Source organism: Variovorax sp. LARHSF232 (assembly GCF_052871435.1).
The window spans coordinates 128,504-149,599 of sequence record NZ_JBIXJS010000006.1 but is presented as its reverse complement, the minus strand read 5'-3'; the positions used below and the strand labels follow the sequence as shown (position 1 = coordinate 149,599).

At 68.3% G+C, this 21,096-nt stretch carries 22 protein-coding genes; 9 read left to right on the top strand and 13 right to left on the bottom strand.

What is annotated here, in order from left to right; translation table 11 throughout:
- The first annotated feature begins 16 nt into the window (after positions 1-16).
- The 6 genes from ACIPRI_RS16815 to ACIPRI_RS16790 all read left to right on the top strand — a co-directional run bounded on the left by ACIPRI_RS16815 (position 17) and on the right by ACIPRI_RS16790 (position 7,379).
- Positions 17-1,630 (top strand): FAD-dependent oxidoreductase, encoded by a 1,614-nt coding sequence (locus ACIPRI_RS16815; protein ID WP_446622608.1) that lies wholly within the window; start codon positions 17-19, stop codon positions 1,628-1,630.
- A 47-nt stretch (positions 1,631-1,677) separates the two neighbouring features.
- On the top strand, positions 1,678-2,961 hold the full coding sequence (locus tag ACIPRI_RS16810; protein WP_446622607.1) for an ABC transporter substrate-binding protein: 1,284 nt from the start codon (positions 1,678-1,680) through the stop codon (positions 2,959-2,961).
- Positions 2,962-2,984: 23 nt separating this feature from the next.
- Positions 2,985-3,920 (top strand): carbohydrate ABC transporter permease, encoded by a 936-nt coding sequence (locus ACIPRI_RS16805; protein WP_446622606.1) that lies wholly within the window; start codon positions 2,985-2,987, stop codon positions 3,918-3,920.
- On the top strand, positions 3,910-4,749 hold the full coding sequence (locus ACIPRI_RS16800; protein ID WP_446622605.1) for a carbohydrate ABC transporter permease: 840 nt from the start codon (positions 3,910-3,912) through the stop codon (positions 4,747-4,749). The genes ACIPRI_RS16805 and ACIPRI_RS16800 overlap by 11 nt, the downstream gene beginning before the upstream one ends.
- Before the next feature lie 5 nt (positions 4,750-4,754).
- Positions 4,755-5,834 carry an ABC transporter ATP-binding protein gene (locus tag ACIPRI_RS16795; RefSeq protein ID WP_446622604.1) on the top strand — a complete coding sequence of 360 codons (1,080 nt, stop codon included), beginning with the start codon at positions 4,755-4,757 and terminating at the stop codon, positions 5,832-5,834.
- 78 nt (positions 5,835-5,912) lie between these two features.
- Positions 5,913-7,379 carry a caspase family protein gene (locus ACIPRI_RS16790; RefSeq protein ID WP_446622603.1) on the top strand — a complete coding sequence of 489 codons (1,467 nt, stop codon included), beginning with the start codon at positions 5,913-5,915 and terminating at the stop codon, positions 7,377-7,379.
- 172 nt (positions 7,380-7,551) lie between these two features.
- On the opposite strand, the gene ACIPRI_RS16785 is transcribed toward ACIPRI_RS16790, so the two are convergent.
- The 5 genes from ACIPRI_RS16785 to ACIPRI_RS16765 form a co-directional block, all read right to left on the bottom strand.
- Positions 7,552-8,241 carry a hypothetical protein gene (locus ACIPRI_RS16785; protein ID WP_446622602.1) on the bottom strand — a complete coding sequence of 230 codons (690 nt, stop codon included), beginning with the start codon at positions 8,239-8,241 and terminating at the stop codon, positions 7,552-7,554.
- A gap of 140 nt (positions 8,242-8,381) precedes the next feature.
- Complete coding sequence (locus tag ACIPRI_RS16780) at positions 8,382-9,314, bottom strand: dihydrodipicolinate synthase family protein (protein ID WP_446622601.1); 933 nt, start codon at positions 9,312-9,314, stop codon at positions 8,382-8,384.
- Entirely contained in the window at positions 9,311-10,483 is a 1,173-nt protein-coding gene (locus tag ACIPRI_RS16775) for an L-rhamnonate dehydratase (RefSeq protein WP_446622600.1), read from the bottom strand. Before ACIPRI_RS16775 ends, ACIPRI_RS16780 begins: the two co-directional genes overlap by 4 nt.
- Positions 10,484-10,525: 42 nt before the next feature.
- Positions 10,526-11,563 carry a 4-hydroxythreonine-4-phosphate dehydrogenase PdxA gene (locus ACIPRI_RS16770; RefSeq protein WP_446622599.1) on the bottom strand — a complete coding sequence of 346 codons (1,038 nt, stop codon included), beginning with the start codon at positions 11,561-11,563 and terminating at the stop codon, positions 10,526-10,528.
- A gap of 2 nt (positions 11,564-11,565) precedes the next feature.
- Positions 11,566-12,543 carry a Bug family tripartite tricarboxylate transporter substrate binding protein gene (locus ACIPRI_RS16765; RefSeq protein WP_446622598.1) on the bottom strand — a complete coding sequence of 326 codons (978 nt, stop codon included), beginning with the start codon at positions 12,541-12,543 and terminating at the stop codon, positions 11,566-11,568.
- Positions 12,544-12,654: 111 nt separating this feature from the next.
- Here ACIPRI_RS16765 and ACIPRI_RS16760 point away from each other — a divergent pair, with 111 nt between their 5' ends.
- Positions 12,655-13,674: a LysR family transcriptional regulator gene (locus ACIPRI_RS16760; protein ID WP_446622597.1), complete on the top strand. Its 1,020-nt coding sequence runs from the start codon at positions 12,655-12,657 to the stop codon at positions 13,672-13,674.
- Here ACIPRI_RS16760 and ACIPRI_RS16755 read toward each other — a convergent pair.
- From ACIPRI_RS16755 to ACIPRI_RS16745, 3 genes are read right to left on the bottom strand one after another with little or no spacing between them, the layout of a single operon-like run.
- A complete protein-coding gene (locus ACIPRI_RS16755; protein ID WP_446622596.1) occupies positions 13,617-14,162 on the bottom strand; it encodes a thioredoxin family protein in 546 nt (181 codons plus the stop codon). The two genes, ACIPRI_RS16760 and ACIPRI_RS16755, sit on opposite strands and share 58 nt — an antisense overlap.
- Before the next feature lie 2 nt (positions 14,163-14,164).
- Positions 14,165-14,881, bottom strand: coding sequence for a cytochrome c biogenesis CcdA family protein (locus ACIPRI_RS16750; RefSeq protein ID WP_446622595.1), 717 nt, complete (start codon positions 14,879-14,881; stop codon positions 14,165-14,167).
- The gene (locus tag ACIPRI_RS16745; RefSeq protein WP_446622594.1) at positions 14,881-15,333 is read right to left on the bottom strand and encodes a DUF2147 domain-containing protein; all 453 of its coding nucleotides are present in this window, start codon (positions 15,331-15,333) and stop codon (positions 14,881-14,883) included. The genes ACIPRI_RS16750 and ACIPRI_RS16745 overlap by 1 nt, the downstream gene beginning before the upstream one ends.
- Before the next feature lie 174 nt (positions 15,334-15,507).
- On the opposite strand from ACIPRI_RS16745, the gene ACIPRI_RS16740 reads away from it, so the two are divergent.
- Together ACIPRI_RS16740 and ACIPRI_RS16735 are read left to right on the top strand one after the other, a co-directional pair.
- Positions 15,508-16,245 carry a response regulator gene (locus tag ACIPRI_RS16740; RefSeq protein ID WP_446622593.1) on the top strand — a complete coding sequence of 246 codons (738 nt, stop codon included), beginning with the start codon at positions 15,508-15,510 and terminating at the stop codon, positions 16,243-16,245.
- Positions 16,242-17,546: a sensor histidine kinase gene (locus ACIPRI_RS16735; RefSeq protein ID WP_446622592.1), complete on the top strand. Its 1,305-nt coding sequence runs from the start codon at positions 16,242-16,244 to the stop codon at positions 17,544-17,546. The genes ACIPRI_RS16740 and ACIPRI_RS16735 overlap by 4 nt, the downstream gene beginning before the upstream one ends.
- A gap of 66 nt (positions 17,547-17,612) precedes the next feature.
- Here ACIPRI_RS16735 and ACIPRI_RS16730 read toward each other — a convergent pair whose 3' ends face one another.
- The 5 genes from ACIPRI_RS16730 to ACIPRI_RS16710 all read right to left on the bottom strand — a co-directional run bounded on the left by ACIPRI_RS16730 (position 17,613) and on the right by ACIPRI_RS16710 (position 21,024).
- Positions 17,613-19,061 (bottom strand): NAD-dependent succinate-semialdehyde dehydrogenase, encoded by a 1,449-nt coding sequence (locus ACIPRI_RS16730; RefSeq protein ID WP_446622591.1) that lies wholly within the window; start codon positions 19,059-19,061, stop codon positions 17,613-17,615.
- A gap of 33 nt (positions 19,062-19,094) precedes the next feature.
- The gene (locus ACIPRI_RS16725) at positions 19,095-19,325 is read right to left on the bottom strand and encodes a DUF3820 family protein (protein WP_446622590.1); all 231 of its coding nucleotides are present in this window, start codon (positions 19,323-19,325) and stop codon (positions 19,095-19,097) included.
- Positions 19,326-19,423: 98 nt separating this feature from the next.
- On the bottom strand, positions 19,424-19,807 hold the full coding sequence (locus tag ACIPRI_RS16720; RefSeq protein ID WP_446622589.1) for a ribbon-helix-helix domain-containing protein: 384 nt from the start codon (positions 19,805-19,807) through the stop codon (positions 19,424-19,426).
- Between the two features lie 49 nt (positions 19,808-19,856).
- Positions 19,857-20,435, bottom strand: a complete 579-nt coding sequence (locus ACIPRI_RS16715) for a DJ-1/PfpI family protein (RefSeq protein ID WP_446622588.1) — start codon at positions 20,433-20,435, stop codon at positions 19,857-19,859.
- 145 nt (positions 20,436-20,580) lie between these two features.
- Complete coding sequence (locus ACIPRI_RS16710; RefSeq protein WP_446622779.1) at positions 20,581-21,024, bottom strand: universal stress protein; 444 nt, start codon at positions 21,022-21,024, stop codon at positions 20,581-20,583.
- Positions 21,025-21,096 lie beyond the last annotated feature (72 nt).

The window sequence follows — 21,096 nt, the reverse complement described above, 5'->3', positions numbered from 1 at the left end:
TACGAGCAAGACACGCATGCAAGAAGAACTGAAGACCGACATCCTCATCGTGGGCGCTGGCCTGGGCGGTGTGGCCGCCGCGCTGGGCGCACTGGAGGCGGGCCGCCGCGTGGTGATGAGCGAGGAATTCGACTGGATCGGCGGCCAGCTCACCAGCCAGGCGGTGCCGCCGGACGAGCACACCTGGATCGAGCAGTTCGGCGCCACGCGCCGCTACCGCGCCGTACGCCACGGCATCCGCCAGTACTACCGCGACCACTACCCGCTCACCGCTGCCAGCCGCGCCTGGGGCGAGCTCAACCCCGGCGCCGGCTGGGTCAGCCGCGTCTGCGCCGAGCCGCGCGTCGGCCTGGCGGTGCTCGAGGCGATGCTCGCGCCGCACCGCGGCAGCGGCCGGCTCACGCTGCTGCAGCCCTACCGCCCGGTGCGCGCCGACTGCGAGGGCGACAGCGTGCGCGCCGTCACCCTGCGCCATCGCGACAGCGGGCGCGAAGTGACGGTGGCCGCGAGCTACGTGATCGACGCCACCGAGCTGGGCGACCTGCTGCCGCTCACCGGCACCGAGTACGTCAAGGGCTTCGAGAGCCAGGCCGACACAGGCGAGCCGAGCGCGCCCCCCACCGCCCAGCCGGACAACGTGCAGGCGGTGTCGATCTGCTTCGCCATCGACCACGTGGACGGCGACCAGACCATCGACAAGCCGAAGAACTACGACTACTGGCGCGCCGTTCAGCCCAGCTTCTGGGGCGGGCCGTTGCTGGGCTTCAAGGCGCCGCATCCGCGCACGCTGGAGATCGCCCTGCGCACCTTCACGCCGAACCCCGACGACGATCCGCTGCTGGTCGATGCCGATCAGCGCAAGGGCGGCGGCGACCACAACCTCTGGACCTTCCGGCGCATCGCCGCGCGGCGCAACTTCGTGCCGGGTGCCTACGCCTCGGACATCTGCCTGGTGAACTGGCCCATGATCGACTACATGGAGGCTTCGATCATCGACCTCCCGGAGGACCAGAAGGCACAGCACCTGCAGCGCGCAGCCGAGCTCTCGCATTCGATGTTCTACTGGCTGCAGACCGAGGCGCCGCGCGAGGATGGCGGGCAGGGCTTTCGCGGCCTGCGCCTGCGCGGCGACATCACCGGCACCGAGCACGGCCTGGCGATGGCGCCCTACATCCGCGAGAGCCGCCGCATCCTGGGCGTGACGCGCGTCGTCGAGCAGGACCTGTCGTACTCGGTGCGCGGCGAGCAGGGCGCGCTGAAGTACCGCGACAGCGTGGGCGTGGGCATGTACCGCATCGACCTGCACCCTTCCACCGGCGGCGACAACTACATCGACGTGCCGGCCTGTCCCTTCGAGCTGCCGCTGGGTGCGCTGCTGCCCCGCCGCATGAAGAACCTGCTGGCCGGCGGCAAGAACATCGCCACCACCCACATCACCAACGGCTGCTACCGGCTGCACCCGGTGGAATGGAACGTGGGCGAGGTGGCCGGCATGCTGGCTGCGCACTGCCTGAACACCGGCGCGACGCCGCACCAGGTGCAGGCGTCCGACGCAAAGCTGGCCGACTTCCAGGCACAGCTCGAATGCGCCGGCGTGCAGCTGCACTGGCCCGACGTGCGCGCCTACTGATTCGCAACGACGCCCCAGCCATCAACGAAAAACAGGAGACGACCACCATGTCCACGCCCGACTTCCACAAGCGCACGCTGCTCGCATCCATCGCCGGCGGCCTCGCCCTGTCCTTCGCGCTCGCCGGCCACGCGGCGGCGCAGGAGGTCAACCTGCGCATGACGATCTGGAGCGCCAACGAGGCGCACCTCAAGCTCTTCAACGACATCGCCGCCGGCTTCAAGAAAGACAACCCGAACGTCAACGTGCGCTTCGAGCCGCTGCCCTTCGAGAACTACACCACCGCGCTGACCACGCAGATCGCCGGCGGCAACGCGCCCGACATGGCCTGGATCTTCGAGACCGCGGCGGCCGACTTCGTCAATTCGGGCGCGCTGGTGCCGCTCACGCCGGTGCTGACGGCGGCGCCGGGCTACAACCTGGCCGAGGTTCCCGCCAGCGCCACCGAGCGCTGGTCGAAGGACGGCCAGCTCTACGCCTTTCCCTTCTCCACCTCGCCCTTTGCCGTCTTCGCCAACAACGACCTGATCAAGAAGGCCGGCGCCAAGACGCCGGCCGAACTGATCGCCGCCGGCCAGTGGACCTGGCCCAACGCCATCGCCACCGCGCAGACGGTGGCCCAGTCGCAGCCCGGCAAGGGCGGGCTGGTGGTGCGCGACTTCAACTACCAGGCCTGGCAGTTCCTTTCGTCCGTCACCTACGGCTGGGGCGCCACGCCCTGGAGCGCCGACGGCAAGCGTTGCACCCTGGCCGACAAGCCCATGGTCGATGCCCTGACCTTCGTGCACGACGCGGTGTTCAACAGGAAGGCCATGCCCGGCCCGGGCCAGAACGTCGACTTCTTCGCCGGCGACGCGGCCATGACGATCACCCAGATCAGCCGCGCCTCGCTGCTGCCCAAGGACAAGCCCTTCAACTGGGACCTGGTGCCGCTGCCCAAGGGCCCGGTGGGCGAGTACGCGCTGATCGGCCAGGCCGGGGTTGGCGTGCTCAAGGCCGGCAAGAACGCGCCGGCGGCAACGCGGTTCGTCGCCTACATGACCAACCCGGAGAACTCGGCCAGGCTGGCGCAGTTCTTCCCCTCGGCGCGCAAGTCGCTGCTCAATGCAGAGACGCTGAGCAAGACCAATGCGCTGCTGACCAAGGCGCAACTCGACACGGTGGTGGTGTCGGGCATCTCCACCGGCAAGCTGATGCCCGGCCACACCGGCTTCGCGCGGCTGCAGCAGACGGTGCGCTCGGGCATGGACGCGGTGTGGCAGCGCGAAGCCAACATCCCGGCCGCGATGCAGTCGCTGTGCGGCCAGATCACGCCGCTGCTGGCGCAGTAGGCGGCAGCGAGGCAGGTTCCGGCATGGCGCTCGTCCACGACGGCGACCCACGGCCCGCGCCCGAGCAGCGCCGGCCCTTCTGGACCATCGCGCGGCGCGACAGCCTGGCCGGCTTCCTCTTTGCCGCGCCGCAGCTCGTGGGCATCGGCGTCTTCGTGCTGCTGCCGCTGGCGCTGGTGTTCTGGTACTCGCTGCACGAGTGGAACGTGCTGGCCAATACCTTCAACTACACCGGCACGCAGAACTACGAGCAGCTGCTGAACGACACGACGCTGGCGCGCGTGCTGGGCGCCACCGCGCTGTTCTCGGCCGGCCTGGTGGTGTTCAACCTGAGCCTGGCGCTGCTGCTGGCGGTGCTGCTCAACCAGAGGCTGGCCGGCATCACCGTGCTGCGCACCCTGTTCTTCTCGCCGGTGGTGGTGTCGCTGGTGGCCTGGACCATCGTCTGGGGCTTCCTGCTGCAGCACAACGGCGGCATCAACGGCACGCTGGCGCTGGTCGGTATCGAAGGGCCGAACTGGCTGCGTTCGCCCGGCACCGCCATGCTGTCGGTGATCGTGGTGCAGGTGTTCAAGAACGTGGGGCTGAACATGATCCTGTTCCTGGCCGCGCTGCAGGGCGTGCCGCGCGAGCTGTACGAGGCGGCGCGCATCGACGGCGCACCGGCCTGGCGGCAGTTTCGCCGCATCACGCTGCCGCTGATCAGCCCGACCATCCTGCTCACGTCGATCATCACCATCGTCGGCTCGCTGCAGGTGTTCGCGCAGATCGCGGTGCTGACGCAGGGCGGGCCAGGCGTCTCGACCACCGTGCTGGTGTACTACCTGTACCAGCAGACCTTCCAGTTCCATCGCTTCGGCTACGGCGCCACGCTGGCCGTGCTGCTGTTTGCCATCGTGGCGCTGCTGACGCTGGCGCAATGGCAGCTGCGCAAGAGGTTCGTCTTCCATGAACAGTGAGCTGTCGCCGCGCGTGAAGGTCGCGCTCTACGGGTTGATGTGCGTGCTGCTCATCCCCTTCGTCTTTCCGACCTGGTGGATGGTGACCTCGTCGCTCAAGCCGATCAGCGACATCTTCGTGTTTCCGCCGCAGCTCTTTCCCGCGCATCCGGACTGGAGCAGCTACCGCCAGGTCTTCACCATCCAGCCCTTTGCGCAGCAGTACTGGAACTCGGCGTACATCGCCGCGGTGGTCACTGCCGGCACGCTGGTGCTGTCGTCGATGGCCGGCTATGCCTTCGCGCGCATCCGCTTTCCAGGCGCCAATGCGCTGTTCGTGGTGGTGCTTACCGGCCTCCTGATTCCTTCGGAGGTGACCATCGTGCCGCTGTTCCAGATGTTCCTGAAGCTGGGGTTGGTCAACACGCATTGGCCGCTGATGCTGATTCCGATCTTCGGCGCGCCGAGCGTGTTCGCCACCTTCGTCATGCGCCAGTTCTTCATCACCTTGCCGCAGGAGCTGGAAGAAGCGGCGCGGGTGGACGGGCTGGGCCGATTCAAGATCTTTTGCACCATCGCGCTGCCGCTGGCGCGGCCGGCGCTGGCCTCGGTGGCGATCTTCACCTTTTTGCACAGCTGGAACCTGTACCTGGAGCCGATCGTGTTCCTGTCCACGCCCGGCATGTTCACGTTGCCGCAGGCGCTCACCCAGTACACCGACGCCTACGGCGGCCCAATGTGGAACATCCAGCTGGCGGCCGCCACGCTCACCGCGCTGCCGGTGCTGATCGTGTTCGTCATCGCGCAAAAGCAGTTCGTCGAAGGCCTGGCCCATACCGGGCTCAAGTGAAATCCATGGCAGAAGTTCAGCTCGCACAAGTCCAGAAGCACTACGGCGCCACCGCCGTCATCCACGGCATCGACCTGCAGATTCGCGACGGCGAGTTCGTGGCGCTGGTGGGCCCCTCGGGCTGCGGCAAGTCGACCCTGCTGCGCATGATCGCGGGACTGGAGCCTGTGAGCCATGGGCGCATCCACATCGGCGGGCGCGACGTGACCGACCTGGACCCGAAGGACCGCGACATCGCGATGGTGTTCCAGAACTACGCGCTCTATCCGCACATGACAGTGGCGGCCAACATGGGTTTCTCGCTGGAGCACCGCGGCCGCCCGAAGGCCGAGATCGTCGAACGCGTGCGCTGGGCGGCCGGCATCCTGGGGCTGGAACAACTGCTGGCGCGCTATCCGCGCCAGCTCTCCGGCGGCCAGCGCCAGCGCGTCGCCATGGGCCGCGCCATCGTGCGCAATCCGCAGGTCTTCCTGTTCGACGAACCGCTGTCGAACCTGGACGCCAAGCTGCGCATCGTGATGCGTGGCGAGATCAAGGCGCTGCACCAGAAGCTCAAGGCCACCACGGTCTACGTCACGCATGACCAGGTCGAGGCCATGACCATGGCGGACCGCATCGTGGTGCTCAACGCCGGTCGGGTCGAGCAGGTGGGCGAACCGCTCGCGTTGTTCGACCGCCCGACCAACCAGTTCGTGGCTGGCTTCATCGGCTCGCCTGCGATGAACTTCATCGCCGGACGCTGCACGCCACAGGGCTTTGCGCTGGAAGGCGGCGTGGTGCTGCCGGTGCCGGCGCCAGCCGCCGTGATGCACGCGGGCCGTGCGGTGGTGTGCGGCATCCGGCCCGAGCATTTCGAACCCTGCGCCGCCGGCGAAGGCGTGCCGGCGCAGGTGCAGGTGGTGGAGCCGCTGGGCTCCGAGACCCAGCTCAACCTGCGGCTGGGCGATGCGCAGGTGATCGCACTCATCCGCGACCGCATGGCCGCGGCGCCGGGCGACGTCCTGCACCTGCGGCCCAAGGCGGGCGCCTTGCATCTCTTCGATGCAGCAAGCGGACAACGCCTGGACCTCGAAGGGGTCGCCTGAACGGCTGCCGGGGCGGACCCCGGCGCCGCAGATCCACGGCGACTTGCGCTGACCCCCGCCTCGGCGGATATTGGCACCATGTCCGTCCTATCCCGCGCCGATGCCGTGGCCGCCTGGTGGGTAGCGCTGCGTCTTCGTCGCCTGTGGGTGCTGCTGGCCTTGGGCTTGCTGTTGCATGTGCTGCCCGGCTTCAGTCCCGCGGCCCATGCACAGCCCGGTTCGACGGCCGCCGACAAGCGCATCGCCCTGGTCATCGGAAACTCGCGGTATCCGAAGTTTCCGCTCAGCAACCCGGAGAACGACGCCCGGCTGATCGCCGCCAAGCTGCGCACGCTGGGCTTCGAGGTCAGCGAGCACTACAACCTCAACGTGCTTCAGTTCCGGCGCGCCTTGCGCGACTTTGCGCGCAAGGTTGCGCAGGACGACGCGACCGCGGTGCTGTACTACGCCGGCCACGGCGTGCAGATCGATGGCCGCAACTACCTGCTGCCGGTGGACATCAACCTGCGCGACCAGGAAGAGGTGAAGGACGAATCGGTCGACATCGATGAGCTCTTTCTCTCCCGCATCGACAAGGTCGGGTCCTTCCCGCGCATCGTGATCCTCGACGCCTGCCGCAACAACCCCTTTGCCGGCAAGACCCGCAACATCCGCTCGGCCGGCGGCCTGGCCGAGATGGGCGCACGCGGCACCTTGATCGCCTTTGCCTCGGCGCCCGGTGCGCCGGCCGAAGACGGCCCCGACGGCGGCAACAGCATCTATACGCGCAGCCTTGCCGATGAATTGACCGTGCCCGGCGTCGAGGTCGAGCAGATGTTCAAGAACGTGCGGGTGAAGGTGCTGCGCGACACGCAGGGCCGCCAGCTGCCGTGGGTCAACACCTCGCTCACCTCGGACTTCAGCTTCAACCCGGCTCGGGCGGGTCGGCCGGCAACGCAGCAGACAGCCCGACCAACGCCGGCTGCGGCACCGCCGCCGCCGAAGGACATCGAGACGGCGCTGGAGCGGGCCCGCCGCGAGCGCGATTCCGAGGCCACCGCGGTGCCACCCGCCACAGCGCCGGCACCTGCCGCGCCTGCACCGCGGCCGGCTGCCGCGCCACCCGCCGCGCCGCCCGCCGCTGTGGCGGCCATCGCGCCTTCCGCACCGGCGGCGCTGCCTGGTGCGGTCCCCCTGCAATCACCCGCCGCACGCCAATATCTCAGCCGCGACGAACTGCAGCCACTGCTGATCGGCAAGTCGCACGGCTTCGAGGATGGCGGCCCCGGTGAGCTGATGCGCTGGGAGCTGCGCAGCAGCGGCCTGGTGTACTACAACAGTCAGAGCGTGGGTCGGGCCGGCGTCAACGGCGCCGGCCGCTGGGAGCTGAAGGACGACGGCAGCCTGTGCGTGCGCTTCAACGCCGCGCCGCCGCTGAATCCGGGCCAGGCGCGCCGGCCGGACAGCGGCTGCTGGTTGTTCTTCCGCGAGGGCGAGAGGCTGATGCGCGTCGGCGCCGCTTCGTCACCGGGTCAGCCACAGGTCCAGATCCTCAACCTGCGCTGAGCCGCCGCCCGGACATCTCTTCAGTGCTCCACGGCGCGTCGCGTGACCCGCGCCCCATGAAACCGCCACAACCGAGGCCAGTAGCGCCGCGGAACCGGCTTCGCCGGGCCGCAGGGGCTGCCCCCTTGAGGGGGTACTCGGCTACACGAAGTGAGCCGATACGGGGGTGGGACTAATTTGTCGCGAAGCAGTAGAGCAGCCCGTCGCCGCCGGTGCTGCGCAGCGCCTGTTGGCTGCAGCCGCCACGCGACTGGTGCGAGGAATTCCACGAGGTGGCCCAGGGGTCGCCGGTCGGGCCCATGCGGTCGTGGTGGCCCACCACCGCCACGCCGTCGCTGCCGCTCTGGGTCCAGTTGCTGCAGGTCTTGTCGCCGTCGCCGGGCGAGAAGGCGGTGCCGTCGGCGCGCGAGCCGGTCAGGATGTCGTGGCGGTTGGTCGTGTCGCTGCGGCCTTCGACCGTGCCGCCCTTCTCGTTGAGCGCCGTGAGCTTGGTGACGTTGTTGTTGGCGCTGTGCAGGTGATCGACGCTGCTGCCGATCACCACGCCCTTGATGTTGGTCCAGGGCCCCTTGCCAATGCGGTCGCGCGCGTTCACCGTCGGCACGTTGTCCTTGGCCTGGGTGCTGAGGTAGGCGCGCCAGGTCTTGCTTCCCGCGCCTGCCGCAGCGGCCAAGGTCTGGCAATGGCGGTCAGCGCCGGCCAGGCCGCCCAGGTCGGCGCCCTTGCCGCCGCCCACGCTGGTCACGAAGAAGCTCATGCCACCCGGGCCACCGGACTGCTGTGCCGTGGCGCAGGCCGCGACGACGATGGGAATGCCGATCAGCAGCGCCTTGCGGCGCCAGGAGAGGTGTTGCTTTGCCATGATGTTCTTCCTTGCTGGGTTCTTGATGGATTGAACTTGCATCGTCCGCGGCCCGGCCTGGAGCGCCGGGCCGCGCGGATTATTGAACCGGCGCAATGGGTTGAACAGGGGGCGCGCCCGTGACCGCGCTCGAAGTGGTGTCAGCGCGCCCAGCGCAGCACCTGCGCGTCCAGCCGGCGCGCGGTCTCGATCAACAGCGCGCGGCTGGCCGGATGCAGCGGGGGGAAGGGATGGCGCGGCGCTTCGCAGGCGATCACGCCGCCTTCCTTCATCAAGGCCTTGGCAGCCAGCGGGCCGCATTGGCGGTTCTCGAGATTGATCAAGGGCAGCCAGCGCTCGTAGGCCGCGATGGCGTCATCGCGCCGGCCATCGCGCCAGGCGTCCAGGATCGGGCGGATTCCGTCCGGATAGCCACCGCCGGTCATGGCGCCCGTGGCGCCTGCCTCCAGGTCGGGCAGCAGGGTGATGGCTTCTTCGCCGTCCCACGGGCCCTCGATGGCGTCGCCGCCCAGGCGAAGCAGCTCGCGCAGCTTGGCGGCGGCACCGGCCGTCTCGATCTTGAAGTAGCTCACCTGCTCGATCTCGCGTGCCATCCTGGCGAGGAAGGCGGGCGACATGGGCGTGCCGGCGGCCGGCGCGTCCTGGATCATGATGGGGATGTCGACCGCGTCCGACAGCCGCGCGAAGAAATCGTGGATCTGCGGCTCCGGCACGCGGAAGGTGGCGCCGTGGTAGGGCGGCATCACCATCAGCATGGCCGCGCCCATGTCCTGGGCGCGGCGGCTGCGCTCGGCGCACACACGGGTGCTGAAGTGGGTGGTGGTCACGATCACCGGCACGCGGCCGTTCACATGCTCCAGCACCGTGCGGGTCAAGAGTTCGCGCTCGTCGTCGGCCAGGAGGAACTGCTCGGAAAAGTTGGCCAGGATGCACAGGCCGTCGGAGCCGGCATCGATCATGAAGTCGACGCAGCGCTTCTGGCTCGCCAGGTCGAGCGCGCCGTGCTCGGTGAAGGGCGTGGGCACCACCGGGAAAAGGCCCTGGTAGCGCGCGCGGGTGCTCGTCTCGCTCATTCGATGATCTCGAACTGGTCCAGGTAGTCGCGCTTGAGCGTCAGGCCCAGGCCCGGCTTGTGGTCGTCCAGTTGCAGATGGCCCCGGTCGGCCACCGGCTCGCCGTCGAAGATGTAATAGAACAGCTCGTTGCCCACCTCGACGTCGTGCATCGGGAAGTACTCGCTCATCGGCGAGGCCAGCGAGCTCATCGTCAGGTGGTAGTTGTGCATCTGGCCGGCATGCGGCACCACCGGCACGCTGAAGGCCTCGCACAGGGCGTTGATCTTGTGCGCCGCGGTGATGCCGCCGACGCGGTTGGTGTCGTACTGCACCACGCTCACCGCCTTGCGCTCCAGCAGTTGCTTGAAGCCGTACAGCGAGAACTCGTGCTCGCCGCCCGAGATCGGAATGCTGGTCAAGGCGTTCAGCTCGGCATAGCCGTCGATGTCGTCGGCAATCACCGGCTCTTCCACCCAGCGCGGCTGGAACTTCTCCAGCTTGGGCAGCATGCGCTTGGCGTACTCGACGTTCCAGCCCATGTAGCACTCGAGCATCAGGTCGTTGTCGTCGCCGATCACTTCGCGCAGCGCTTGCACCGCCTTCAGGTTTTCCGCGACGCCCTGGGTGCCGTGCTGCGGGCCGTAGCCGAAGCGCGACTTGAACATGGTGAAGCCCTGGTCCAGGAACTTTTGCGCCTCGGCCTGCATGGCATCGAGGTCGGTGCGGTAGAGCTTGGAGTAGTAGCAGGGGATCTTTTCCTTGGTGCGTCCGCCCAGCAGCTTGAACACCGGCTTGCCGGTGGCCTTGCCCAGGATGTCCCAGATCGCGATGTCCACGGCCGAGATGGCGGCCATGGTGATGCCCTTGCGGCCCCAGGCATGCGTGGCGCGGTACATGCGCTGCCACAGGTACTCGTAGTCCCATGGGTCCTGGCCGATCACCAGCGGCGCCAGGTACTGGTCGATGATCGCCTTGGCGATGCTCGGCGCCAGTGCGACGTTGCCCAGTCCGACGATGCCGTCATCGGTCTCGATCTCCACCACGGTCCACGCGTGAAAGCGGAAGGTGCTCATGGTTTCCTGCGGCGCGTACAGCAGGTCCATCGCGTTGGAGCAGAAGTTGCCTTGCGGCGGAACGGTCTTGCCTTTCCATTGGTAGACGCGGGCGCGGACGGATTTGATCTTCATGGTGAGTGTGTGATGGAAGCGATGGGTTGTGGTTGATTGAAATCAGGCGGTCGCGGCCTGGCGGTGTGCATGGCCCATGTGGGCCGCGATGACAAAGGCCTGCCAGCTCGCCTCCACGCTGGCCAAGCCCCGGCCCGCGATGTCGTAGGCGGTGCCGTGCGCCGGCGTGGTGATGGGAATGGGCAGCCCGCCCTGCACGGTGACGCCGCGCTCGAAGCCCATCAGCTTGATCGCGATCTGCCCCTGGTCGTGGTACATGGTCACGATGGCCTGGTACTCGCCCGCCCGCGCCTTCAGGAAGATGGTGTCGGCCGGAAAGGGGCCGTGGAAGGGCGCCTCGGTCGGCCAGTCGCGCGCCTGCAGCGCCTGCACCGCGGGGACGATGGTGTCGATCTCCTCGCGCCCGCACACGCCGCCGTCGCCGCCGTGCGGGTTGAAGGCCGCGATCGCCACCTTGGGCTGGGCGTAGCCGCTGGTCAGCAGCGAGCGGTAGATCAGCTCCGCCGCCTGCGCGATGCGCTCGCGGGTGATGTAGCGGGCGGCATCCCGTGTCGGCACATGCGAGGAGATGCGCGAGGTCCACAAGTCGCCCAGCGTGTTGAATTCGCAGAAGTAGCCGGTCACGCCGAGGTAGTCGGCAAAGTGGTGCAGCTCGTCCTCGTGCCGCATGCCGCCGAGCTTCATGGCCTGCTTGTTCAGCGGTGCGAAGCAGATGGCATCGACCTCGCCGGCCAAGGTTGCATCCATGCAGCGATCGAGCACCTGCAGCACCGAGCGGCCGCCCGCCGCCTCGGCCCGGCCGCGATGCACCTGCGCCGCCTCGACGCTGTGCACCGGCAGGAAGGCCGCAAGCCGTGTGTCGGCCCGCGCGCGCACCGCGCCAAAGGCGGGTACTTCCTCGGTCGCGACCTGCACGCCGGCCATGCGCTGGCCTTCCTCCCACAGCCAGCGGTCGCCCACCAGCACGACATTGGCGCGCTGGCAGGCCTCGGGTCGGGCCAGCAGGCGTGCGATCAGTTCGGAGCCGATGCCGGCGGGGTCGCCCAGGGTCAGCGCGACGACGGGAAGGTGCGTGTTCATGTTCAATCGACTCGAATATTGTTTTTCTTGATCAGCTCGCCGAAGCGCTTGTATTCGGCGGCGTGGAACTGGGCGAACTGCGCTTGCGTCATCGGCGTGATCTCCGCGCCGATGGCTTCCAGCCGGGTCCTGGTCTCGGGCATCGCCAGTACCTGGTTCACCGCCTCGTGCACCTTGTCCTGCACGGCCTTGGGCGTGGCGGCCGGCATGTAGATGCCGTACCAGGCACTCATCTCCACACCGGCAACGCCGGCTTCGGCCATGGTCGGCACGCCGGGCAGTTGCGTGTTGCGCCTGGCGCTGGTGACGGCCAGCGGGCGCACCTTGTTGTTCTTGATCTGGCCGAGCACCGAAGGCAGGGTGTCGAAGCTCATCTGCACCTGGCCGCCGACCAGGTCGACCAGCGCAGGCCCGCTGCCTTTGTAGGGCACATGCGTGATGTCGATGCCGGCTGCGTCCTTGAACATTTCGGCCGCGATGTGCTGGGTGCTGCCCGCCCCGCTGGAGGCGTAGTTCAGCTTGCCGGGCTCGGCCTTGGCCAACCTGACCAGCCCCGCCACCGAATCGGCCGGCAAGGCGTTGTTGACCACCAGCACGTTGGGCACCGCACCGACAAAGGCGATCGGCACTAGGTCGCGGTTGCTGTCGTAGCCTAGCTTGAGCAGGTGCGGCGCGATCGCGTGCGCTGTCACCACGCCCATCACCAGGGTGTGGCCGTCGGTGGACTTGGCGGCGGCGTCTGCCGCCAGCGTGTTCGAGGCGCCCGGCTTGTTCTCGACCACCACCGCCTGCTTGAGCAGCGGACCGAGCCGGTCGCCCACGGCACGTGCCATGGCGTCGGTGCCGCCGCCCGGCGCCGAGCCCACGAGGATGCGGACACTGCGCGTGGGCCATTCCTGCTGCTGAGCCTGGGCGGGAGCGCCAAGGGCGGACGCGAGCGCAAGCGCCGCCGCCGTGGCCGCGGCCATTCGATGTTTCATGGGTTGTCTCCTTCTTGTGTGCGAAGCGAATCGATGGCCGGATCGTAGGAAGGCGGTCTGATTCCGTAAACTGAAAGCTTGTGATGAATCAATAGCCTCAGGTGATCAATCATGGGTTCCATCGACCGCCAGCAAAGTACGCCCCAATTGCTCAATCGGCTGCGCATGCGCCAGCTGGCGCTGATGCTCGCCATCGACGAGAAGCGCACCCTGCGTGCCGCGGCCGTCCAGCTGGGCATGACCCAGCCCGCTGCCACCAAGATGCTGCATGAGCTCGAGAACGCGCTCGGCCAGCCCTTGTTCGAACGCGTGGGCCGGGGGCTGCAGCTCAACGATGCAGGCGCGCGTGTCACCGGCTACTTCAAGGGCATCCGCGGCAGCATGGAGGCGCTCAACCGCGAGCTGGGCGAACTGCGCCTGGGAAGCGCCGGCAAGTTCTCGGTGGGCAGCATCATGGCGGCCTCGCCGGGCCGGCTGAGCGATGCCTTGCTGGGCTTGAAGCAGCAGTTTCCGCTGCTGGCCGTCGAGATCGCGGTCGACACCAGCGATCGCCTGCTGGCCCAGTTGCGCGAAGGCGTGCTGGAGGTGGTGGTGGGGCGGCTCGTGGGCCAGCCGCAGTTCGAGGTGGATTTCCGCCCCATCGAGGACGAGGGCCTGGCGGTGGTGGTCGGCAAGCACCATCCGCTGGCGCGCAAGCGGCGTGTCGAATTCGAAGCGCTGCTGGCCTACGGCTGGATCCTGCAGCCTCTCGGCAGCCCCATGCGCGACGTGATCGAGCACGAGTTTCGCGACCACCACGCGGCCCTGCCGCCGGGCCTGATCGAGACCGGCTCGATCCTCACCACCGTCAACCTGATCCGCCGCTCCGAGCTGGTGGCGGTGATCCCGGAAGCCATGGCGCGGCGCGATGCGCAGCACGGCTTGCTGCACATCGTCGACTACCGCATCCGCCAGCAGCTGCCGGCCTACGGCAGCCTGGTACGCAAGGATTGGCCGATTGGCAAGCCGGCCGAAGCCTTCCTGCGCCTGCTGCATGGCGAGCAGGCCGCGAAAGGCCCAGCCGCTGCGTCGGCTCAGGCGCGGCCTGGCCGCTCCAGCAGCGTCCGGATGGCAGCGTCGGTGCGGTCGTAGTCGCCCTCGCCGAAGTGCCGGTAGCGGATGCGCCCACGGCCATCAACGAGATAGGCCGCGGGCCAGAAGCGGTTGTCGTAGGCCTTCCAGGTGGCGTAGTCGTTGTCCAGCGCCACGGGGTGCTTGACGCCGTGGCGCTTGATCGCGGCCTGCACGTTGGCCGGGGCGCGTTCGAACGCGAACTCCGGCGTGTGTACGCCCACCACCACCAGCCCCGCGTCTGCGTAGCTGGCGGCCCAGCGGTTCACGTGCGGCAGGGTGCGCAGGCAGTTGATGCAGGCGTAGGTCCAGAAGTCCACCAGCACCAGGCGCCCGCGCAAACCGTCCAGCGACAGGGCCGGCGAGTTGAACCACTGCGTGATACCGCGGAAGTCCGGCGCGGCCCCCCAGTCGTGCAGGCCATCGGGCGCCGCGGTGGCGGCAAACGGGAGGCCGGCCATGGCCGCGAGAAAGGTGCGCCGGCGTAGCGTTGGGTTGTCGTGTGCCATGGTCAGAGCCCTCCGGTCAGTGACGGATAGAAGTCCGACAGCCACAGCGTCACCAGGGTGTCGTACTGAAGAAAGGTCAGGAGCCCCACGAGCGCCACCACCACGCCCATGACCTGCTGCAGTCTGTGCATGTGCCGTGTCAGCGTGCGAACCCGTGTCAGGGCCCACTGTCCGCCGTAGGCGATGCCCAGCATCGGCAATGCCGCACCAAGCGAGTACAGGCCCAGCAGCCCGGCCGCCTGGCTCCAGTGCGGCTGGGAGGCCACCAGCGTCAGGATGGAGGCGAGCACCGGGCCGGCGCAAGGTGTCCACACCGCGCCGAGCGACACGCCAACCAGGATCCCGCCTGCCCAACCGGGGCCGGCGCGGTCGCCCAGGCTGCTCACGCGGTTGAGCAGGCCGCTGGCGGAAGCGCTCAGCCGCTGGAACGGCTGCGGCCAGACCATGCACAGACCGAACAGCACCAGCATCAGTGCCGCGGCATCGCGCACGGTCTGCTGCTCCAGCCCGAGCAGCTGCTGCACCGAGCCGAACACCAGCGCCAGCAGCGTGAACGAGATTGCGAAGCCGGCCGCGATGAACACCGGCCGCGTGCCACCCGGCCCGCCCGCCGCCGAGGCGCCCAGCACCACCGGCAGCAGTGGCAGCACACAGGGCGCGCCCACGGTGAGCAGCCCGGCTGCAAAGGCCAGCCCGGGTTCCGCAAGAACGGGCGCCATCAATTGGCCTCCTGGCTGCTGGCGGCCGCGCGGTGCCAGAGTTGCGTCTTGCCAAAGAGCGGCAGCACCACGTAGGGGCGCACGAGCAACTGCCCTGGTCCGTCCATGGCCAGGTTCACGCTGTAGTGCCTGCCGTTCTCGCGGTTGTAGATCTGGCCGCGAAGCGCCTCGTCGCCCGCGGGCTGCAGATCCGTCAGGATCTTCATGCCCAGGACGGGGCGTTTGTCGGCAGGGTCCATCGGCGCACCGGGCGCGCTCATCGAACGCTGGGCGAGCTCGCGCACCACCGTGCCGCACAGCAGCGGCGCGTCGGCGCACGGGGCGATCTCGACCTCGAGGTTGCCCGATTCGGTGATCCAGCGTCCCATTTGCGCCGGCTGTGCCATGGCCAGGGGCGCGGCGATGGTGGAGGCGGCCGCCAGCGTGGCGCCAAGAAGGAAGACGGGTTTCATGCGGGCTCCTGTGTTGTTGAATGCCTGCATTGAGCCGGCCGCGCGTATCCGCGGCTTGTCGGCGGCGGCGAGATTTGTACGCGCAGATGTCAATCCGTGCGGCCGGACAAAGTGCGATACAAAACCGCCTTCCCCCGCCCGGGTCCTGGCACCGCGCTCAGGTACAAAGCAGGCATGAACCGGCAGGACCACATCCTCATCGTCGACGACGACTCCGAGATCCGCGAGTTGCTCACGCAATACCTCGCGCGCCAGGACCTGAAAGCCACGGGGGCTGCCGACGGCCGCGAGATGCGCCGCGTGCTGGCGCGCGAACGCGTGGATCTGCTGGTGCTCGACCTGATGCTGCCCGGCGAGGACGGCATCAGCCTGTGTCGCGAGCTGCGTGCCCCCGGCCAGCCGCCGTTGCCGATCATCATGCTCAGCGCCCGCGCCGACGAGGCCGACCGCATCCTGGGGCTGGAGCTCGGCGCCGACGACTACCTCCCCAAGCCCTTTGCCGCGCGCGAGTTGTTCGCGCGCATCCGTTCGGTGCTGCGCCGCACCCGCATGCTGCCTCCGCCCATCGCGGCGGAGGTGCCACAGGCGCTCCTGCGCTTTGGCGACTGGACGCTGGACACGGTGGCGCGCCACCTGATGGACCGCGATGGCACCGTGGTGTCGCTGTCCGGCGCGGAATATCGTCTGCTGCGCGTGCTGCTCCAGCACCCGCAACGCGTCCTCACCCGCGACCAGCTGCTGAACCTCACCCAGGGGCGCGACGCCGAGGCGTTCGACCGTTCGATCGACTTGCTGGTCAGCCGCCTGCGCCAGCGGCTGCGCGACGACACGCGCGAGGCGCGCTACATCAAGACGGTGCGCAACGAGGGCTACGTGTTTTGCGCCGCCATCGCGGCTGCGGGGGCCGAATGAGCTGGCCGCGCACCCTCTTTGGCCGGCTCATGCTGATCCTGTTCGCCGGACTCGCCGCCGCGCACGTCCTGACCTTCGGCTTCGTGCTGGGCGAGCGTGGGTTGGCGATGCGCGGGATGATGGTGTCTTACGCCGCGGCCGACATTGCCAGTTCGGTGGCGATGCTCGATCGCCTTCCTGCGGTCGAGCGCGAGGCCTGGCTGCCCCATCTGCAGCGGCCCAACTACCGGGTGTCGATGGGCGAAACGGCGAGCGCGCCACGCCAGCAACGCGCGCCGGACACCTCGCCCTTGTCCGAGGCCGTGACGCAAACCCTGAAGCAGGTACTGCCCGCACAGGCCTTGCGGGTCACCGACCCTGGCCTGCCGGGCATCTCGATGCGGCTGCATCTGCGCCTGCAGGACGGCACACCTCTTGCCGTGGACCTGATCCAGCGCGGCTTGTCGGTATCACCCTGGGTTGTCGGCACCCTGGTCCTGCAACTGGTCGTTCTCGCGGCCCTGTGTTGGCTGGCGGTGCGGCAGGCCGCGCGGCCGCTGGCGCAGCTGGCCGCCGCCGCGGGCACCCTGGATCCGGCACGGCCGGCTGCGCCATTGCCCGAGAACGGTCCGCGAGAAGTCAGCCAGGCCGCGGCCGCATTCAATCGCATGCGCCAGCGCATCGACGAGCACCTGGCCGAGCGCACCCAGATGCTCGCTGCGATCTCGCACGACCTGCAGACCCCGATCACGCGCATGCGGCTGCGGGCCGATCTCTTGTCCGACACGACCATGCGAGACAAGCTGCATGCCGACCTCGGGCAGATGCAGCACCTCGTGGAACAGGGGCTGGCCTATGCGCGCACATCCCATGCCGCCCTGGAAGCGCAAGCGCGCACCGACCTCGTGGCGTTGCTCGAAAGCATCGTTGCCGATTACCAGGACGCAGCGCAGCCGGTGCATTGGCTGGGCAGCCCGCCATGTACCGCGCATACCCGGCCGCAGGCGCTGCGCCGCGTGGTCGGCAACCTGATCGACAATGCACTGAAGTTCGCCGGCGAGGCGGAAGTGGCCCTGACCCTGCAAGAGGGCTGCCCCGTGATCCAGGTGCTCGATCGCGGCCCGGGCATTTCAGCCGATGAAGTGTCCAAGGTCATGCAACCTTTCTACCGCATCGAGGAATCACGCAATCGAGCGACCGGCGGAACGGGCCTTGGCCTTGCCATCGCACAGCGGCTTGCACAGGCCTGCCATGCGACGCTGGTCCTTGCGCCTCGCGCGGGCGGCGGGTTGTCGGCAAGTGTGCAGTTCCGGATGGAATGAGCGGACCCAAAAAAGAAAAAGGCGCGACTTGCGCCGCGCCTTTTTTTGCGTGAAGCCTGAGGCCGGTCAGACCGCCATGATCGAGACCGACTTGGCCACCAGGTAAGCCTCCATCGCCTCCGGCCCGCCTTCCGAGCCGTAGCCCGAATCCTTCACGCCGCCGAAGGGCGCTTCCGGCGTGGGGGCCGCGGGCTGGTTGATCCACAGCATGCCCACTTCCATCTGCTGCGCCAGCTGGTGCGCGTTCTTGATGGACTGGGTGAAGGCGTAGCCGGCCAGGCCGAAGGGCAGGCGGTTGGCTTCGGCAATGGCTTCGTCCAGCGTCTCGAAGCCGCGGATGGCGGCGATCGGGCCGAAGGGCTCGTTGTTGAACACGTCGGCTTGCAGCGAGACCTCGTCCAGCACGGTGGGGGCGAAGAAGTTGCCTTCGCTGCCCACGCGCTCGCCGCCCGTGAGCACCTTGGCACCGGTGGCGCGGGCGTCGGCCAGGATCTTGTCCATGGCGGCGATGCGGCGCGAATTGGCCAGCGGGCCCAGCGTGGTGCCTTCGGCCAGGCCGTCGCCCAGCTTGAGCTTTTCGGTCTGGGCCGTCATGGCCTTGGCGAACTCGGCGCGGATGCTGTTGTGCACCAGGAAGCGGGTCGGCGAGATGCAGACCTGGCCGGCATTGCGGAACTTGGCCGCGCCGGCGGCCTTCACGGCCAGTGCGATGTCGGCATCGGCCGCCACGATCACCGGGGCGTGGCCGCCCAGCTCCATGGTGGCGCGCTTCATGTGCTGGCCGGCCATCGCGGCCAGCTGCTTGCCCACCGGAGTGGAGCCGGTGAAGGTCACCTTGCGGATGATCGGATGCGAGATCAGGTAGCTCGAGATCTCGGCCGGGTTGCCATACACCAGGCCCACCACGCCGGGCGCAATGCCGGCGTCGACAAAGCACTGCAGCAGGGCGGCCGGCGAGGCCGGGGTCTCCTCGGGCGCCTTCACCAGGAAGGAGCAGCCGCTGGCCAGCGCCGCGCCCAGCTTGCGCACGATCTGGTTGATCGGGAAGTTCCAGGGCGTGAAGGCGGCGACCGGGCCCACCGGCTCCTTGATCACCAGCTGCTGCGCGTTGATGTTGCGCGAGGGGATGATGCGGCCATAGGTGCGGCGGCCCTCGTCGGCAAACCATTCGATGATGTCGGCGCCGGCAATCGCTTCGCCGCGCGCTTCGACAAAAGGCTTGCCCTGTTCCTGCGTGAGGATGCGTCCGATGTCTGCGGCGCGCTCGCGCAGCAGGCCGGCGGCCTTGCGCATGATGATGGCGCGCTCGTTGGCGGGCGTCTTGCGCCACTTCTCGAAGCCGGCCTGGGCGGCCGCCAGGGCGCGGTCCAGGTCCTTGATGCTGGCGTGGGCCACCTTGCCGATGGCCTTGCCGGTGGCCGGGTTGACCACGTCCTGGGTCTTGCCGCCTTCGGCGTCGCACCATTCGTTGTTGATCAGGAGTCGGGTGTCGGGATAGCTGGTCGTCGTCGTCATGCGTTGGTCTCCAATCCAAAGGGGGGTGATCTCTCAGGTACGGCGCGCGGCACGGGCTTGGCGCAGGGGCGCCAGCAGGGGCTTCAGGCCGTTGTGGTCGATTTCATGCATCAGCTGCAGGAGCCGGCCGATCTCGCCCTTTGGGAACCCTTCGCGCGCAAACCAGGTGAGGTAGTTGCCGGGCAGGTCGGCGATCACGCAGCCCTTGTGCTTGCCAAAAGGCATCGCAAGGCTGACCAGACGTTCGAGGTCTTCCGGCTTCATCTCTCGGGGATTTGGGGACGCGGGGGAACGAAAAAAGGGCGATCTCTGCCCCCATCATAGGGGCGCCGGCAAAGGCCCCCGGGCCGGCGGGTCAGCGCTCAGGCGGCCGTGGCGGCGTCGTGCAGGGGGCGGCCCCAGCCCTGCGGCAGGGCATGCAGCACCGTCCGCGCGTCGAGCGAAGCAATCGCCACCGCGGCGTCGGCGGGGATGCGGCCCTGGGCCAGCAGCGCCTGGTAGCGCAGCGCGCACACGCGCAGGAAAGAGGCGAAATTGCCCATCCCCTCGCCGCGCGCCGCCGCCAGTTCGTCGTACAGCTTCTCGATCAGCTGCACCACGCCCATGCCGTCACGCTGGGCGATTTCGTCCAGCACCTGCCAGAACAGGTTCTCGAGCCGGATGCTGGTGACCACGCCGTGCAGCCGCACCGAGCGGGTGCGGCTCTCGTAGCTTTGCGGGTCGGCGCTGATGAAGATTTCGCACATGGCGGCGCGCTCCTCTCGGGTGGATGAGCCGTCACTCTAGCGCAGCGGGTCAGCCCTCGATGCGCGTGCCCAGCACTTTGAGAAACTGGCCGATCCAGGCCGGGTGCGCCGGCCACGCGGGCGCCGTGACCAGGTTGCGGTCGGTCACCGCCTGGTCGACCGCGATGCCCATGTATTCGGCGCCGGCCAGCTCCACCTCGACCTGGCAGGCCGGGTAGGCCGATACCTTGCGGCCCTTCAGCATGCCGGTGGCAGCCAGCAGCTGCGCGCCGTGGCACACGGCGGCCAGTGGCTTGTCGGCAGCCAGGAAGTGCTGGGTGATCTCCACCGCCCGCGCGTTCATGCGCAGGTACTCGGGCGCGCGGCCGCCGGGAATCACCAGCGCGTCGTAACTTTCGGGGCGCACGTCGGCGAAGGTGGCGTTGAGCGTGAAGCGGTGGCCGGGCTTTTCGCTGTAGGTCTGCGCGCCTTCGAAATCGTGAATCGCGGTGTAGATCCAGTCGCCGGCCTTCTTGTCCGGCGCCACCGCGTGCACCGTGTGGCCGACGGCGGACAGCGCCTGAAAGGGCACCATCGTCTCGTAGTCTTCGGCGTAGTCGCCGCACAGCATCAGGATCTTGCGTGGCATCGAGCGTCTCCTTCTTCTTTGAAGATCAACAATCGGGCGGATCGGCAAGGTTGCGGAACACCGCCTGGGCCCATTGTTGGGAGGCTCGTGGCATCGGTGGTAGCACTGGGCTGTGACCCGACGGGCGGCTGAGGTCGCCTGCGTTTCAGCGCAACACCAGCACCGGCAAGGTCGAGTGCGTCAGCACATGCTGGGTCTCGCTGCCCATCAACAGCCGATTCAGGCCCTTGCGGCCGTGCGAAGCCATCACGATCAGGTCGCACTTGTGCTTCTTCGCGGCGGCGATCAGGGCTTCGGCCACCAGGTCGGAGCTCAGCGAAGCGGTCTTCACCTGCACGCCGGCGGCACGCGCGCGTTCGCTGACGGCGTCGAGCTTCTTCTGCGCGTCCTGCGCCCATCGACCTTCGATGGTGGCGATTTCGTCGGGCGAGAAGCCGACTGCGCCTTCGAAATAGCTCGTGGGATAGCGTGGCACCACCGTCACCGCCAGCAGCTCGGCCTCGTGGGTGGCGGCGAGCGAGATGGCGCTGGCCACCGCCTTTCTGGACAGCGTGGAACCATCGGTGGCTACCAGGATGCGTTTGAACAGCATGGGCCCAGCGTAGGCCGTGGCGTCGACCTGGCCTTGACGCAGATCAACACGGCGCATGCGCACGCCGCA